The 15,289-nt window shown below is 62.6% G+C and carries 13 protein-coding genes; 5 read left to right on the top strand and 8 right to left on the bottom strand.

Annotated elements, in window-relative coordinates; genetic code table 11:
• Nucleotides 1-154 precede the first annotated feature (154 nt).
• Nucleotides 155-1,723, bottom strand: a complete 1,569-nt coding sequence (locus tag GHT07_RS15780) for a glycerol-3-phosphate dehydrogenase/oxidase (RefSeq protein ID WP_153586072.1) — start codon at nt 1,721-1,723, stop codon at nt 155-157.
• A 46-nt stretch (nt 1,724-1,769) separates the two neighbouring features.
• Here GHT07_RS15780 and proC point away from each other — a divergent pair, with 46 nt between their 5' ends.
• Nucleotides 1,770-2,606: a pyrroline-5-carboxylate reductase gene (proC, locus tag GHT07_RS15775; protein ID WP_153586071.1), complete on the top strand. Its 837-nt coding sequence runs from the start codon at nt 1,770-1,772 to the stop codon at nt 2,604-2,606.
• Nucleotides 2,607-2,608: 2 nt separating this feature from the next.
• Here proC and ubiA read toward each other — a convergent pair whose 3' ends face one another.
• The 3 genes from ubiA to recG are packed head-to-tail and all read right to left on the bottom strand — an operon-like array spanning nt 2,609 to nt 6,526.
• Nucleotides 2,609-3,466: a 4-hydroxybenzoate octaprenyltransferase gene (ubiA, locus tag GHT07_RS15770; RefSeq protein WP_153586116.1), complete on the bottom strand. Its 858-nt coding sequence runs from the start codon at nt 3,464-3,466 to the stop codon at nt 2,609-2,611.
• A gap of 29 nt (nt 3,467-3,495) precedes the next feature.
• Complete coding sequence (locus tag GHT07_RS15765) at nt 3,496-4,449, bottom strand: LysR substrate-binding domain-containing protein (protein WP_153586070.1); 954 nt, start codon at nt 4,447-4,449, stop codon at nt 3,496-3,498.
• Nucleotides 4,450-4,462: 13 nt separating this feature from the next.
• A complete protein-coding gene (recG, locus tag GHT07_RS15760; RefSeq protein WP_153586069.1) occupies nt 4,463-6,526 on the bottom strand; it encodes an ATP-dependent DNA helicase RecG in 2,064 nt (687 codons plus the stop codon).
• A gap of 62 nt (nt 6,527-6,588) precedes the next feature.
• Between recG and queA the strand changes: the two genes are divergently transcribed.
• Together queA and tgt are read left to right on the top strand one after the other, a co-directional pair.
• A complete protein-coding gene (gene queA, locus GHT07_RS15755; RefSeq protein WP_153586068.1) occupies nt 6,589-7,629 on the top strand; it encodes a tRNA preQ1(34) S-adenosylmethionine ribosyltransferase-isomerase QueA in 1,041 nt (346 codons plus the stop codon).
• Between the two features lie 4 nt (nt 7,630-7,633).
• Nucleotides 7,634-8,761 (top strand): tRNA guanosine(34) transglycosylase Tgt, encoded by a 1,128-nt coding sequence (tgt, locus tag GHT07_RS15750; protein WP_153586067.1) that lies wholly within the window; start codon nt 7,634-7,636, stop codon nt 8,759-8,761.
• A 17-nt stretch (nt 8,762-8,778) separates the two neighbouring features.
• Here tgt and GHT07_RS15745 read toward each other — a convergent pair whose 3' ends face one another.
• Nucleotides 8,779-9,585 (bottom strand): DUF2145 domain-containing protein, encoded by an 807-nt coding sequence (locus tag GHT07_RS15745; protein ID WP_407646645.1) that lies wholly within the window; start codon nt 9,583-9,585, stop codon nt 8,779-8,781.
• Entirely contained in the window at nt 9,582-10,028 is a 447-nt protein-coding gene (locus GHT07_RS15740; RefSeq protein WP_153586066.1) for a hypothetical protein, read from the bottom strand. Before GHT07_RS15740 ends, GHT07_RS15745 begins: the two co-directional genes overlap by 4 nt.
• A 229-nt stretch (nt 10,029-10,257) precedes the next feature.
• Here GHT07_RS15740 and GHT07_RS15735 point away from each other — a divergent pair, with 229 nt between their 5' ends.
• On the top strand, nt 10,258-11,295 hold the full coding sequence (locus GHT07_RS15735; RefSeq protein ID WP_194792961.1) for a leucine-rich repeat domain-containing protein: 1,038 nt from the start codon (nt 10,258-10,260) through the stop codon (nt 11,293-11,295).
• A 9-nt stretch (nt 11,296-11,304) separates the two neighbouring features.
• Here GHT07_RS15735 and GHT07_RS15730 read toward each other — a convergent pair whose 3' ends face one another.
• Nucleotides 11,305-13,230 (bottom strand): MFS transporter, encoded by a 1,926-nt coding sequence (locus tag GHT07_RS15730; RefSeq protein ID WP_153586064.1) that lies wholly within the window; start codon nt 13,228-13,230, stop codon nt 11,305-11,307.
• 128 nt (nt 13,231-13,358) lie between these two features.
• Between GHT07_RS15730 and GHT07_RS15725 the strand changes: the two genes are divergently transcribed.
• Nucleotides 13,359-14,090: a helix-turn-helix domain-containing protein gene (locus GHT07_RS15725; RefSeq protein WP_153586063.1), complete on the top strand. Its 732-nt coding sequence runs from the start codon at nt 13,359-13,361 to the stop codon at nt 14,088-14,090.
• Nucleotides 14,091-14,113: 23 nt separating this feature from the next.
• On the opposite strand, the gene GHT07_RS15720 is transcribed toward GHT07_RS15725, so the two are convergent.
• Nucleotides 14,114-15,289 carry a DUF535 family protein gene (locus tag GHT07_RS15720; RefSeq protein WP_153586062.1) on the bottom strand — a complete coding sequence of 392 codons (1,176 nt, stop codon included), beginning with the start codon at nt 15,287-15,289 and terminating at the stop codon, nt 14,114-14,116.

Below are 15,289 nucleotides of genomic sequence, written 5' to 3'. Positions count from 1 at the left end.
GCATATGCGAATCAGATCAGTCTTGGGCCCGTCGTCCTCGCTGTGAACCACTCACAACAATTCCGCATTGGGCAGATATGCGCTCCAAAAAGCGCAGCCCGCGATTATGGCAAGCCGGCAAGCGCCTGTCAAATGGCTAATTGATACTGCTGCGTCATCCCGGCAAAGTCAGATACAAGCTAGCTAGTTGATCAAAGGCCTCGACCTGTGGATCAATTCCTGCTTCCTGCCGGAGAATGTCGCCCGTCGCCGCAGAGATCGACGCGGCAAGCTTTGCATCGAGAAACAAGAGGCGGCTTCGCCTGGCCAAGACGTCTTCGACCGTGCGAGCATATTCATAGCGGGCTGCGAATCGCACCATTGCCTCTGTCAGGCCGCCCGCCAACTCTCGTTCTGCGCCTTCGAGCGAACCGACGAATGCGGCTTCGCCGCCATAGGAATGCAACCCCGGCGGCGCACTGAGAGGGGGCAACTCGTCGGGCAAATTCTCGGCGCCCGTCAACTTTAAGTTTGCGGTCACTCCCGATGGAGAGCGCTCCAGCAAACGCTTCTCAAAACACTTCTCCAGGACATCTTCGGCCATGGCGCGATAAGTGGTCCACTTGCCCCCCGTCACGGTGACCAGGCCACTATGGCTGGCCAGCACCGTGTGCTCCCTGCTCAACGCCTTCGTGTCCTCGCCGTCGTCGCCTTGTGGTTTGACCAGCGGCCGCAGGCCCACCCACATGCTCTTGATATGTTCACGCGCTGGCGGGCGCACCAGGTAGCGCGCAGATTCCGACATGATGAATTCCAGCTCATCCTTGAACGGCCTGGGTTCTCTCGACAGGTCGTCGCGTGGCGTGTCCGTAGTGCCCAGAATGACTTTACCCAACCACGGCACCCCAAAGAGCACGCGCCCGTCTTCGGTTTTGGGAACCATCAACGCATGTTCGCCGGGCAAAAACTCCCGGTCGACCACGATGTGCACGCCTTGACTCGGCGCAACCATAGGCCGGACCGGCCGTCCGATTGCCTCGCCATCCTTTTGCCTGAACTCGTCCACCCAGACACCCGCGGCGTTGATCACACATCGCGCGTGCAAGTCATATTGGATGCGGGTTTCCGAATCCATGCAGGTCAATCCAGCTACCTTGCCCTGCTCATGAATCAGGGAGATTGCGGGGCAGTAGTTCACGAGCAGCGCACCCTTGCTCGCAGCTGTCCGCGCCAACGCGAGTGCCAGACGGGCATCGTTGAACTGGCCGTCCCAGTACTTCACGCCGCCCTTGAGCCCGTCGGCGCGAATCGTCGGCAGGCACGTCTGCGTCTGCTTGCGATCGAGGAACTCGGTCGCCCCCAAGCCTGCCGATCCAGCCAAGGCGTCGTACATCTTCAGGCCCGCGCCGTAGAACGGAGTCTCCCAGAAGCGATAGGAGGGCATCACGAACGGCAATGGTTGAGCGATGTGCGGTGCGTTGTTCAGTAGCGTAGTGCGCTCATGAAGTGCTTCGCGCACCAGTGCAATATTGCCCTGCGCCAGGTAGCGCACTCCACCATGAACCAGCTTGGTTGCCCGCGAGGACGTTCCCTTTGCGAAATCGTGCGACTCCACAAGCACCACAGAAAAACCGCGCGCGGCCGCGTCCAGGGCAACGCCCAAGCCGGTGGCACCTCCACCGATGATGGCAATGTCGTACGCGGCCGGTCGCGCCAGCCGTGAAATCAGTTGTTCACGGTTCATGCGACTGCATTGTCACCCACGAAAGACGCCGCGCTAGACTCGACCGATGACCGACAAGAACGAAACGCTTACGGGGCTTCGCCTCGCATTCATTGGCGGCGGAAACATGGCCAGCGCCATCATCGGGGGCCTGCTGCGCCAGGGTGTACCGCCTGCGAACATCCAGGTCGTCGAGCCATTCGCGCACGCGCGCGACAAACTCGCTGCAGAGTACGGCGTCAGCGCGAGGGAAAGCGCGGGACCTGAATTGGCAGATGCCGCTCTGCTCGTCTGGGCCGTCAAGCCCCAGACATTCCGCGATGCAGCCTTGTCCGTTCGCGCCCATGCAAGTGATGCGTTGCACTTGAGTGTTGCCGCCGGCATTCGCAGCGACAGCATTGCCCAGTGGCTGGACACCCAGCGCATCGTGCGCTCCATGCCCAATACACCTGCGCTGATCGGCAAGGGCATGACGGCTCTCTTCGCCCGTGATGCAGTCTCAGCCGATGACAAATCGCTAGTCGAGCAGATCGTCGCGACAACGGGCGAATGGCTGTGGGTTGATCGCGAAGAGCAGCTTGATGCGGTCACCGCCCTCTCAGGATCAGGCCCCGCCTACGTCTTCTTCTTCCTTGAAGCAATGACCCGGGCAGGCGTCGAAATGGGTCTGTCACGCGATCAGGCGTATCGCCTTTCGCTCGGTACTTTCACCGGCGCAGCCGCACTGGCGACTGCATCGAGCGACGAACCCGCCGTCTTGCGCGAGCGCGTCACATCCAAGGGCGGGACGACTTACGCCGCCATCACATCGATGGAACGCGACAACCTGCACTCACTATTCATCAAGGCGCTGCATGCCGCAAACCGGCGCGCGGCAGAGCTGGGCGACGAATTCGGCCGTTGAAGCTATTGGATGGCGTAGCCAGCAACGATACCGGCGAACACAGCAAAACCCACCCAGTGATTCAGGCGAAAGGCCTTGAAGCAACCATCACGCGAGCGGCTGCGGATCAAGGTGAAATGCCACACCGCCTGCGCGGCTGCCGCCAGCAGGCCCGTCGCAAGTGCGATCAACGGGATGCGCTCCATCAACGCGACCGCCCAGATTGCAAGGAATGCCGCGTAGCACCCCATTACCACCGCCACATCCGCACGACCCAGCGTGATCGCCGACGTCTTCATGCCAATGCGCAAATCATCATCGCGATCGACCATCGCGTATTCCGTGTCATAGGCCAGCACCCAGAACAGGTTGCCCACGAGCAGCACCCATGCGAGAAGCGGCACCCGTGACTGAACGGCAGCAAAGGCCATTGGAATGCCGAAGCTGAAAGCCACGCCCAGCACGGCCTGTGGCATTGACACAAAACGCTTTGCGTACGGATACACCAGGCTGATCGCCAGCGCTGCGAACGACCACGTGACGGCCACTGCATTGGTCGTCAGAACCAGGCCGAAGGCACAAAGCGCGAGCAATGCGCCGAGCACCAACGCCTCTTTTACAGAGACGCGCCCCGATGTCACTGGCCGGGCTGCGGTGCGCTTGACGTGCTTGTCGAAATCACGATCGGCCACGTCATTCACGCAGCACCCGGCACTGCGCATCAGGATCGTGCCCAGCACGAACACCGCCAACAGATGCCAGCCGGGAAAGCCGTGCGCGGCGATCCACAACGCACTCAGCGTGGGCCACAGCAGCAAAAGCCATCCGGCCGGTCGGCTCCAGCGAATCAGGTCGAGGTACAACCGGAATCGTTCGCCCATCGTCACTTCTTCGCTCGATCGGAAATCAGTCACGACAGACGCCTTACCCCAGGCAACTCGCACGCGTAAATCGAATTGCGCAACGCTGCAATCGCTTCATATCGTGTGAAGCTGCGCCGCCAGGCCAGCACCACACGGCGCGTCGGCGGATCGCCGTCAAAGGGGATGTACTTGATGAATGACATGTCGTCGTGGCGGCGCCGTTGCCGGGCACCAAGCGCTTCTTTGGGTACCGACAAGCGCGGCACCAGCGTCACACCCATGCCCGCCGCCACCATGTGTTTGATCGTCTCCAGCGACGAGCCTTCGAAGCTCTTGCGAATGCCTTCGGCGTCGCTTGAAAACCGCGCGAATTCCGGGCACACCTCCAGGACATGATCACGAAAGCAGTGACCGGTGCCGAGCAGCAGCATGGTCTCGGCCTTGAGCTCCTGCGAAGTGATCGTCTTCTTTGCTGCCAGCGGATGCGTACTCGGCACCGCCGCCATGAAGGGTTCGTCATACAACGCAGCGACGGCCAGCCCCGTATCGGGAAACGGCTCAGCCATGATCGCGCAGTCGATGTCACCCATGCGCAGCATCTCAAGCAGCTTCACAGTGAAGTTTTCCTGCAGCATCAACGGCATCTGCGGCGTGCGCTCTATCGACTGGCGCACCAAGTCAGGCAGCAAATACGGCCCGATGGTGTAGATCACACCGAGCTTCAGCGGCCCGGCCAGCGGGTCCTTGCCGCGTTTGGCGATCTCCTTGATGTTCGCGGCCTGCTCCAGCACGCTTTGCGCCTGGCGCACGATTTCCTCGCCGAGGTTCGTGACGCTCACCTCATTGGCGCTGCGCTCGAACAGCTTGACCTCCAGCTCTTCTTCGAGCTTCTTGATGGCCACCGACAACGTCGGCTGCGACACGAAGCAGGCATCGGCCGCCTTGCCAAAGTGCTTTTCGCGCGCGACAGCGACGATGTATTTCAGCTCGGTGAGCGTCATTCAGGTTTCGTTTTCAGGCCTTGAGGAATTCCGATTTTCCACCGAACCAGCGCGCAGCGTGCCGGCGTGCCAATTCAGGGTGCAGGTCGAGCATCTGCGGCGCGAGTGCACGCGCCCACTCCAGCAACGCAACGTCAGTGGCCAGGTCAGCGAATCGCAGCATGGCCGCACCCGATTGACGTGCCCCCAGGAACTCCCCCGGCCCGCGAATCTCCAGGTCGCGCCGCGCGATCTCAAAACCATCCGTTGTCTCGGCCATGGCCTTCAATCGCGCACGCCCCATCTCGCTGAGCTTGCCGTACTCGCCCAATGAATAGAGCAATACGCACGCAGATGCAGCACTGCCACGCCCCACGCGCCCGCGCAACTGGTGCATCTGCGACAAGCCGAATCGCTCTGCATGCTCGATCACCATGAGCGACGCATTCGGCACATCAACGCCCACTTCGATGACCGTGGTCGACACCAGCACGGCCATCTGCCCGCCAACAAACAGCGACATTACCGCCTTCTTCTCTGCGGGCGGCATGCGCGAGTGCAGCAAACCGACCATCGCACCCGGCAAAGCCGCACTGAGAGCTTCGTGTGTTTCGGTCGCATTGGTCAGGTCGAGCGCCTCACTCTCCTCGATCAAGGGGCACACCCAATAGACCTGCCTGCCCTGCGCGACTTGCGAGCGGATGCGCTCGACGACTTCATCACGCCGGCTATCCGCAATCACTTTAGTCACGATCGGTGTGCGACCCGGCGGCAACTCGTCGATCGTCGACACATCCAGGTCAGCGTAGTAGCTCATCGCCAGCGTGCGCGGTATGGGCGTCGCAGACATCATCAGCAGGTGCGGCTCGTGGCCGGGCTCACTCATCTTGGCTCGCAAGGCCAGCCGCTGCGCCACGCCGAAGCGATGCTGCTCGTCGATCACGGCCAGGCCAAGCCGCTTGAACACCACATGGTCCTGGATCACCGCATGCGTGCCGACGACCAATGCTGCTTCGCCGCTGGCGACAAGCGCGAGCATCTCGTTGCGCTCTTTCTTCTTCTGGCTGCCGGTGAGCCACGCCACACGCAACCCGCGTGCGACGAACAGCGGCTCCAGCCAGCCAATCAATTTGCGGAAGTGCTGCTCAGCAAGAATTTCGGTCGGCGCCATCAATGCGCACTGCCAGCCCGCGTCGATCGCAATCGCCGCTGCCAGTGCGGCGACCACTGTCTTGCCAGAACCCACATCGCCTTGCAGCAGTCGATGCATAGGCATCTCTCGGGCGATGTCCTGCGCGATCTCCTTGCACACCCGCTGCTGCGCGAGCGTCAGCTTGAACGGCAGCGCGTCGAGCAATTGAGAGTGAATGCCGCCAGCCGTCAGCGCGAATGCAGGCGAGCGCAACGCCGCCCTCTCACGCTTGCTCTCCAGCTGCGACAGCTGCTGCGCAAGCAGCTCCTCGGCCTTCAACCGCTGCCACGCAGGATGGGTCTTGTCTTCCAGTGTGCCGAGAGAAACGTCGGGTGTCGGTTGATGCAAAAACCTGAGCGCGTCCTGCAACGGCCAGACCTGCGGTCGCAGCTGCTGCGTGACGCCCGGCGGAAAGGTATCCGACAAGTCCGCGCGCGCCAGCCCGCTCAACACCACTTTGCGCAAGTACGCCTGCGGAAGGGCAGCGACAGTCGGATAAACGGGCGTGAGCGCCGTGGCCAATTCACCGCCCGCCGGCTTGATCGCCGGGTGCATCATCGTCCAGCCCAAAAACCCGCCTTTGAGCTCACCACGCAGGCGAACCCTGTTGCCAACAGCGAGCGCCTTCTGCAGCGACGGATAGAACGTGAAGAAGCGCAGCACGCATGTGTCGCTGTCGTCGTCCACCGTCACCAGCAATTGGCGGCGCGGGCGATAGGCAATGTCGCACGAAGTGACAGTCGCCTCGATCTGCACCAGATCGCCCTCGCGCGAATCGCGCAGCTTCACGATGCGCGTCTCGTCCTCATAGCGCAGCGGCAAGTGCAGCGCGAGATCGATGTCGCGCTCCAGGCCCAGCTTGCGCAGGGCTTTCTGGGGGGCTGTCATCGTCGCGTTCACAGGCATGGGACAATTCTGCACTGTCATCTTCAATCACTTGGAACGGGTCCGTACAGCCCTCAAGCAGCATGCGCAACTTCACCGTCGGCGATTTCGATTTCGCCTTGCCCCCCGAACTCATCGCCCAGCATCCGGCCACTGAACGCAGCGGCTCCCGCCTGCTCGATGGCGCGCACCAGCAGCCTGTTGACCGGACTTTCCGCGACCTGCCTTCGCTCTTGCAGGCTGGCGACCTGCTGGTCTTCAACGACACCAAAGTCGTGAAGGCACGCCTCTTCGGCGAAAAGCCTACGGGCGGCAAACTTGAACTGCTGGTCGAGCGTGTGCTGCAAGGCAACGAAGTCGTCGCGCACATGAAGGTGAGCAAGAAGCCGCAGCCGGGCACCGCACTGCAAATGACCGGCGGCTTCACCGCCACCCTCACTGGCCGCTGGCCCAACGACGACGGCCCCCTCTTCCGGTTTGCGTTCAGCGACGATCCCTACCTGCTGATGGAGCAGCACGGCCACGTTCCGTTGCCGCCGTACATCGAGCACGGCGACACAGACGACGACGCAGCCCGCTACCAGACCGTGTTTGCCAAGAACCCAGGCGCTGTTGCAGCGCCCACGGCCGCACTGCACTTCGATGAAGCCGTCCTCGCCGCGCTCGAAGCACGCGACGTGCAACGCGCCAGCGTCACGCTTCACGTCGGCGCCGGGACCTTCCAGCCAGTCAAGGTCGACAACATCGCAGACCACCACATGCACAGCGAGTGGTACGACGTTCCGCCCGCCACCCAACAGGCCATTGCGCGCACACGCGGGCAAGGCGGGCGCATCGTCGCCGTCGGCACCACGACCGTTCGCACACTCGAGTCGTGGGCTGCCACGGGTGAGGCACGCGGGGACACCAGCATCTTCATCACGCCGGGCTTCCAGTTCCGCGTGGTCGACCGCCTCATCACCAACTTCCACCTGCCGCGATCCACACTGATGATGCTCGTCAGTGCGTTCGCGGGCTACGATCACATCATGAGCCTGTACCGCCACGCCATCGAAGCGCGCTACCGCTTCTTCAGCTATGGCGACGCGATGCTGCTCGATCGCACGGACCTCACAGGCGCGTAAATCCATGCTGAACTTCGAACTGCTCAAGACCGATGGCCATGCGCGCCGCGGCCGCCTCACGCTCAATCACGGCGTGGTCGAAACACCCATCTTCATGCCCGTTGGCACCTACGGCACCGTCAAGGGCGTCACGCCACGCTCGCTGGAAGAGATGGGCTCGCAGATCATCCTGGGCAACACATTCCATTTGTGGATGCGCCCGGGCCTCGATGTCGTCAAGCAGTTTGGCGGGCTGCACCGCTTTGAATGCTGGACCAAGCCCATCCTCACCGACTCCGGCGGCTTCCAGGTGTGGAGCCTCGGTGAGATGCGCAAGATCAGCGAAGAAGGCGTGAAGTTTGCATCGCCGGTCAATGGCGACAAGCTGTTCCTCACGCCCGAAATCTCGATGCAGATCCAGACGATCCTCAACAGCGACATCGTCATGCAGTTCGACGAATGCACGCCGTACGACACGAAGGGTCACATCACCACAGAAGCCGAAGCGCGCGTGTCAATGGAGCTGAGCGTGCGCTGGGCCAAGCGTTGCCAGGCTGAGTTCGCGAAGCTGGAGAACCCGAATGCACTCTTCGGCATCGTGCAGGGCGGCATGTTCGAGCACCTGCGTGAAGAGTCGCTCGATGCGTTGGTCGACATGGACTTCCCCGGCTATGCGGTCGGCGGCGTTTCCGTCGGCGAGCCCAAGGAAGAAATGCTGCGCATCATGGCGCACACACCGCACCGCCTGCCCGCAAACAAGCCGCGCTACCTGATGGGCGTGGGCACTCCTGAAGACCTTGTCGAAGGCGTGAGGCAGGGCGTGGACATGTTCGACTGCGTGATGCCCACACGCAACGCGCGCAACGGCCACCTCTTCACGCGCTTTGGCGATCTGAAGCTGCGCAACGCACGCCACCGCACTGACGAGCAGCCGCTGGACTCCACCTGCACCTGCTACACGTGCAAGAACTTCTCACGCGCGTACCTGCATCACCTCGAGCGCTGCGGCGAGATGCTCGCGCCCATGCTCGCGACCATCCACAACCTGCACTACTACCTGAACCTCATGCAGGAAGTGCGCGACGCACTCGACGCGGGCACGTTCACGCAATTCGCGCAGCAGTTCAAGCAGGACCGGGCGCGCGGCGTGTAGCGACTAGCTGCTCGCCTTCACTCGCGCACCACGTATGGCGCGCCGCCCAGGCCCGTGCGTTGCAGCCACGCAAAGATCGAATCAACCGTCACCGTGTCGATCTTGTCGCTGAAACGCCGCTCCGGTGGATGGTCATCAAAGGCAACGTTGGCTGCAGTGAGCCGGCCGCCCAGCCGCGTGAGCGCGCCAATCTGCAGTGTTGTCGGCCGATAGTCCTTCAACCGCAACCAGGCCTGCGCCTGTTCACGCGAGACAGCGCCGGGCTCGATCGCTTCGGCCAGCGTCTCCAGCGCCCATTGGTTGGACTGCTGGTAGCGCAGCCCCCATGCGTAGCTCACCATGTTGTAGGGCTTGATGTGAAGCGCAGTGCTGTGATCGTTGTCCTGCAGCAGCGGCAGCAAGCGCGCTTGCGCATTCGAATCGAGCGCAACCCACGCCGCTTCATAGCGCCACGGATCGTCCAGGAAGAATTCGCCGAGCCCCTGGCGATAGATGCTCGCTTCAGCCGTGCCGCATTGGTTGAGCTTGTGCAGCACACGCCAAACATGACCACCGTCGGGCGCAAGCACACGATAGGCAAAGCCGAGATGCGAATAGCGCAAGCCGTACTTCGACAAGTCCTGCCCCGCGCGTGCGAGCAGCACGACATCGGCTCCGCTGGCATCCAGCGCCTGCGCCGTCTTTTGGGCCAGTGCAAGACCCCGCGTGATGGACGAGACCGTCGGCTGGTGGGTCTCACACGAGCGGCCCGCATGGACCGGCGCCGCCAGCGCTGCAGCGCAGACAGCCAGCGTCACCATCCACCAACGAGACCACGGCTTCATGACGACACCCGCTCGTTGTACAGAAGCGCGCGCCCGATCGCATTCGGGATGAAGGCGATCGCCGTGCCCGCCACCGACAGCACCGTGCCTGCACCAATCACGCTGGTCGCAACCGATGCGCCGGCAGCAACTGACGCGGCGCCCACGCCACGGCCCACGACTTCGACACTGACCTGCGCGCCATCCGAAGCACGCTCGAGCAAGTACACCGTGCCGCGCGCCGACAACTCCACGCTCTTGACCACCAGCACCGCGCCGGCCGTCGACAACATGACTGGCGCTGCCACCACGGCGCTCGCCGCGCTCGCACCCGTGGCAACGACAGATGCAACAGGCAGTGCCGACAGCGCCGATGCTTCGCTCTGTGCGTGCGCGGGCAGCGACAAAGCCATGGCAACCGCGACCACGACAGAAGCGGCACGTATTTTTCCCAAGACCTGCATGTGTCACTCTTTAACGTTGTTGAACATGCGCCAGAGTCTGCCGCGGGCCATGCCCAATCGCCGCCACCTTTGCGCAACGAGTCAGGCTTCGAGCCTGCCGGTATCGCAAGGCGAGACTTTCCGACGTGACGCGCCTTCCCCGTCAATGGAACGCACGACCGGATGGTGGTTACCAAACAGTAGCGGTGACAAACCGCACGCAGTCCATCCACAGTCAAAGAAAGTCACCATGAGCCTGACCAGTCGGCCCGTTCATATGCGTTCCGCGCCGTTCCAGTTCCCAGGGGGAGCGGCTGCAGCGCGTACGCCAACTCTCGAAAGCGGCCTGGACCAATGGGTCGATGCCGCGCCGCCGCAGGAAGCGGGCGCCCGGCGCGAACTCACCAGAGTCGTCCTGAATTGGCATCGAGCCCATCAAGGGGTGGCGGCAGACCAAACGGCTCCTTTGAACTTGAACGGCATGAACCTCGTGCAATTGCCTGCGCAAATCGGGCTGCTGACGAACTTGCGTGACCTCGTTTTGAATGACAACCAACTCACAGAACTGCCCGCCGAAATCGGGGAGCTGGTGAACTTGCGATCCATCCAATTGACGAACAACCAGTTGACGCAGTTGCCGGCCCAGATAGGGCGGTTGAGTGCCTTGCGTGAACTGCGCCTGAATGGCAATCCACTGACGCATCTCCCGGATGAATTCTGGGAGCTCACGGGCCTGAATATTCTCTATTTGGCACAAACGCGACTGTTGTATCTACCCTCTGCCATTGAACGATTCAGTGGCTTGCTGGCGCTCGACTTGAGCTATACCGAAATGAGACATCTGCCGGCTGAAATTGGTGGGCTGAATTCGCTGCGGTACCTCGGCTTGTCTGGCAACCACTTGACGAGTCTTCCGCAAGAATTCGAGCGGCCGGCGATCGAGGGATCGCTCCAACTGACTGACCGCGCTGGGGAGCCCATGCCGCCGGAAATCCTGAGGCTGGCGAACTGGGACGCACTGCGCATGCGCTACGCACCGTGGGCGCTAATGCCGCAAGGCGTCCAGCGAATACTGAACCCAAGAGTGCACCCGCGCATCGCTGCCGGACTGGCTGCGATGCTGGCCAGCCACGCCGCCGAGGGCTACAACGAGCTCAAGCGCGCGATCGCCGAGTGGTGGGCGCGCGTGCGACAGAGTCACGACATAGACCCGGCCCTGCTCGCCGACCTGAAAGCCCGGCTCGCGCTGGTGGGGTGGCTCGATAGCGCAGAGGACGTAGCGGCGTAGCGGCGGGCATCAGGCCATCAACTGCGCAACGCGCTCCCGCAGCAAGGCGGGCTGCACTTGCGCCGCGGGCACCGGCGTGCCGACATTCAACCCCACGCGGCTGAACGCACCGCGCCGGAACGGCCGCACCATTGCGCCGCCCTTTTCAATGCGGCTGAAGTACGAGCCCCACAGGTTCGTCAGTGCCATCGGAATCACGGGCACCGGTTGCTGCTCCAGGATCTTCATGATGCCGCCCTTGAATTCCTGCAACGTACCGTCACGCGTGATTGCGCCTTCGGGGAAGATGGCGAGCAAGTCACCCTCACGCAGCACCTGCGCCGCCGCGGCGAACGCCGCTTCATAAGCGGCAGGGTCTTCGGCGCGCGGCGCGATAGGAATCGCTTTCGCGAGCTTGAACAGCCAGCCCAGCACCGGCACCTTGAAGATGCGGTGGTCCATCACGAAGCGGATCGGGCGTGGGCTTGCGGCCATGAGCAACACCGCATCCACAAAGCTCACGTGGTTGCACACGAGAATCGCAGCGCCTTGCGTCGGAATATTTTCATCGCCCTTCACATCGAAGCGATAGATAAAGCGCGACGACACCCACGCCACGAATCGCAGCAGGTACTCGGGCACCAGCAAGAAGATGTAGGCCGCGACGAGCGCATTCGCGATACCGACGGCAAGAAAGATCTGCGGAATCGTCATGCCGATCTTCAGCGCGATACCGGCCAGGATAGAGCTGGCGATCATGAACAGCGCATTCAGGATGTTGTTCGCCGCGATGATGCGGGCGCGGTGCGTCGGCACACTGCGCAGCTGGATCAACGCGTACATCGGCACGCTGTATAGCCCCGCGAAGAGCGACAGCAGCGCCAGGTCCGCGAGCACGCGCCAATGCGCCGCGATACCCATGAACTGCGACAGCGTGAGCGATGCACCCGGATCGCCAAGCCCGCGCGATGCGAAATACAGGTCGATTGCAAACACGCTCATGCCGATCGCACCCAGCGGCACCAGCCCGATCTCAACGTGACGCCGCGACAGGATTTCGCACAGCAGCGAACCGATACCGATACCAATCGAGAACACCACCAGCAGCATCGAAGCCACCTGCTCATTGCCGTGAAGCACTTCCTTCGCAAAGCTCGGGAACTGGCTGAGAAACACCGCGCCAAAGAACCACATCCAGCTGATGCCGAGCAGCGAGCGGAACACAACGACATTGCCATGCGCGAGCTTGAGGTTGCGCCACGTTTCGCTCACCGGATTGAAGTTGACCTTCAACCCCGGATCGGTGGCCGGCGCTGACGGAATCATTTGCGCAACAGCACGCCCGACGATGGCGAGCAGCACGCACGCGATAGCCACGTCTTGCCGCCCCACTTCCGGAATCGCGACGATCAACCCGCCGGCGACGTTGCCTAGCAAGATCGCGACGAACGTACCCATCTCCACCATGCCGTTGCCGCCCGTGAGTTCGCGTTCGTTGAGCACTTGCGGCAAGTAGGCGAATTTCACAGGGCCGAAGAGCGTGGAGTGCAGCCCCATGAGGAACACGCACGCAAGCAGCACGACCACGTTGTCCGTCCAGAAACCATAGGCCGCCACCAGCATGATGGCGACTTCGAGGTTCTTCACGAGCCGGATCATGAAAGTCTTGTCGTATTTGTCCGTGAGCTGCCCGCTCGTCGCGGAGAACAGCAGGAACGGCAGGATGAACAGCGCGCCGATCACCAGCCCCGCCAGTGCCGGCGGCAGCCAGCTCACCTGCAGCTGGTAAGTCACCATCACCGTGAAAGCGAACTTGAACAGGTTGTCGTTGGCGGCCCCAGAGAACTGCGTCCAGAAGAATGGCGCGAAGCGGCGCTGGCCGAGCAGTGCGAACTGGTTCGGGTGCTCGCGCCCGGCGGCCTTCGACTGTGTGTCCTGTGCGATGGCGTCCGACATGCAGGTTCCTTCAGGTTGCGTTTCAATTTCCGCCTGCATTCTGCTTGCAAAGCATGTCAGCCTCACCAAAGAGGAATACATTGGCGGCTTTTGGACCCATTGGTATCTCCTGGGGATACCACGCTGCCATGAGCACCACTGCCGACCTCGTCACCGCGCTCAAGAAGGAACTCAAGCTCGCGCAGATGACTTACGCCGACCTCGCCGCTGCATTGGGCATGGCTGAATCGAGCGTCAAGCGCATGCTGGCCAAAGGCGACATGCCGCTCTCGCGCATCGACGCCATCTGCCGCGCGCTCAAGCTCGACTTTGGTGAACTCGCGCGGCGCGTGGCCGACGCGCAGCCGCTGCTCACCGAGCTGACGCTGGAGCAAGAGCGCGCCGTTGTCGCCGACAAGAAGCTGCTGCTATGCGCGATCTGCGTGCTGAGCCAGTGGACGCTGGAGCAAGTCGCGTCTTCCTATCGCCTGTCGCAGGCGGAGTGCATCAAGTACTTCGCGCAGCTCGATCGCATCGGCATCATCGAATTGCGGCCACTCAACCGCTACCGACTCAAACTGGCAAAGACTTTCCGCTGGCGCGCGCATGGGCCGGTGATGGATTTCTTCCGCGAACACGCCGTGCTCGACTACTTCTCGGGCAGCTTCGATGGTGTGGGCGAAGGCTTGCTGCTGGTGCACGGCTCGATCTCGCGCGGGCTTGCACCGTCATTTCTGGAACGGCTGCAGCGCGTCGCGCAAGACTTTGCGCAGCAGCACCATGCCGACCAGCGCATGCCCGAGAAAGAGCGCGAGGGCTACACGCTGCTGCTGGCGATGCGCAGCTGGGAGTTCGGCGCGTTCGCGGCCTTGCGGCGCTGAGCAGCAACAGTAGCGAGCACACCTCAGACCAGGTTGCCCGGCCCCGTCGCCAGCACGCGCGACGGCACCATGTCTTCGCTGTTCTGGCTGTCCTGGCTGTCGTCGTCGAAGTCGAATTCGTCCTTGATCACGTCGGGGTAGTTCAGCCGCGCCCGCATGCTCTCGCGATCCATCGTCTCCGTCAGGTGCGACAGGCGCGCCTCGCGCACAGGCTTTTGCAACAGCCGCCTGAATTCGGCGCGCATGACGTTGCGTGTGCGAATCCAGTAGTCGGCGCGGCTGGTTTGCCGCGCGCGCTTCTCGGGCGACAGCGCAGTGGCCGCAAGCTTTTCGTCGGAATTGAGCGGCACCACGACCCAGCCCAGCGGCCCGGGCTTGCAGTCGAAGTGATCCCACAACGCGTCGTAGGCAGCAAAGATCCGCTGTCCCGATTCGCGGCGATTCTTCTTCCAGCGATACGACCAGTCGTGCAACCGGTGCGCAGCCGGGTCCAGGCCGATGAGGTGCAGCTGCCAGTAGCGCGCAAGCTCCTGCGCCACGCGCACGAGCAACACGGACGGCTTCCAGCCCTGCAGTGCCTGGCTCAGCTCCGTCAGGCTCACGCGCTGCGTTGGATGGCGCTGGCCGCGCACACCGCCGATCACCAGGCAGGGCTTGTCGTCGATGCGAAAACGGCTGAACGCCAGCACCGCTGCTTCCACGTTTTCTGCCTTGTGCTGCACGTCGGCAGAACGCTGCAGGTTGAGCGAAAGCAGCATGTCGCCTTCGGGGCTGGGCAGCGGCGCCTGCTGCAACTGCAGCCGCACGTAGTCGTAGCCGCGCGGCGCCGTCAGCTCGACAAGGGTCAGCGGCTGGCCCGACACAATCTGCTCGAACGCTGCGCGCTGGAAGGCACCTTCGAGCCAGTCCATATGGTCGATCAGCTGCACGACGCGTTCGTTGAAGCCGACACCGCGGTGCACATACGGGCGCACGGCCCGCAAATACTCGCCCGGCATGTCTTCGATGACTTTGCGCGAGTGCAGCTCGTACACCACCGTCATCCAGCGTTTCATGGCCCTGCTGTGCCACAGCGTTGCGTTCAGCGCGCGCCACGCCATGCGATACGGCGTCGTGCCGCCGCCTGAAGCGTCGGCGCCGAGCGACCAGCGAAAGCCTTGCCAGAGCGTGGGAATGCGGTGAGATTTGCGAGTCGCCAT

The organism is Caenimonas koreensis DSM 17982 (genome assembly GCF_009646335.1).
Classification (GTDB): Bacteria; Pseudomonadota; Gammaproteobacteria; order Burkholderiales; family Burkholderiaceae_C; genus Ramlibacter; species Ramlibacter koreensis.
Note: the sequence above shows the minus strand (reverse complement) of the source record. Positions and strands in the feature narration are given on the sequence as shown.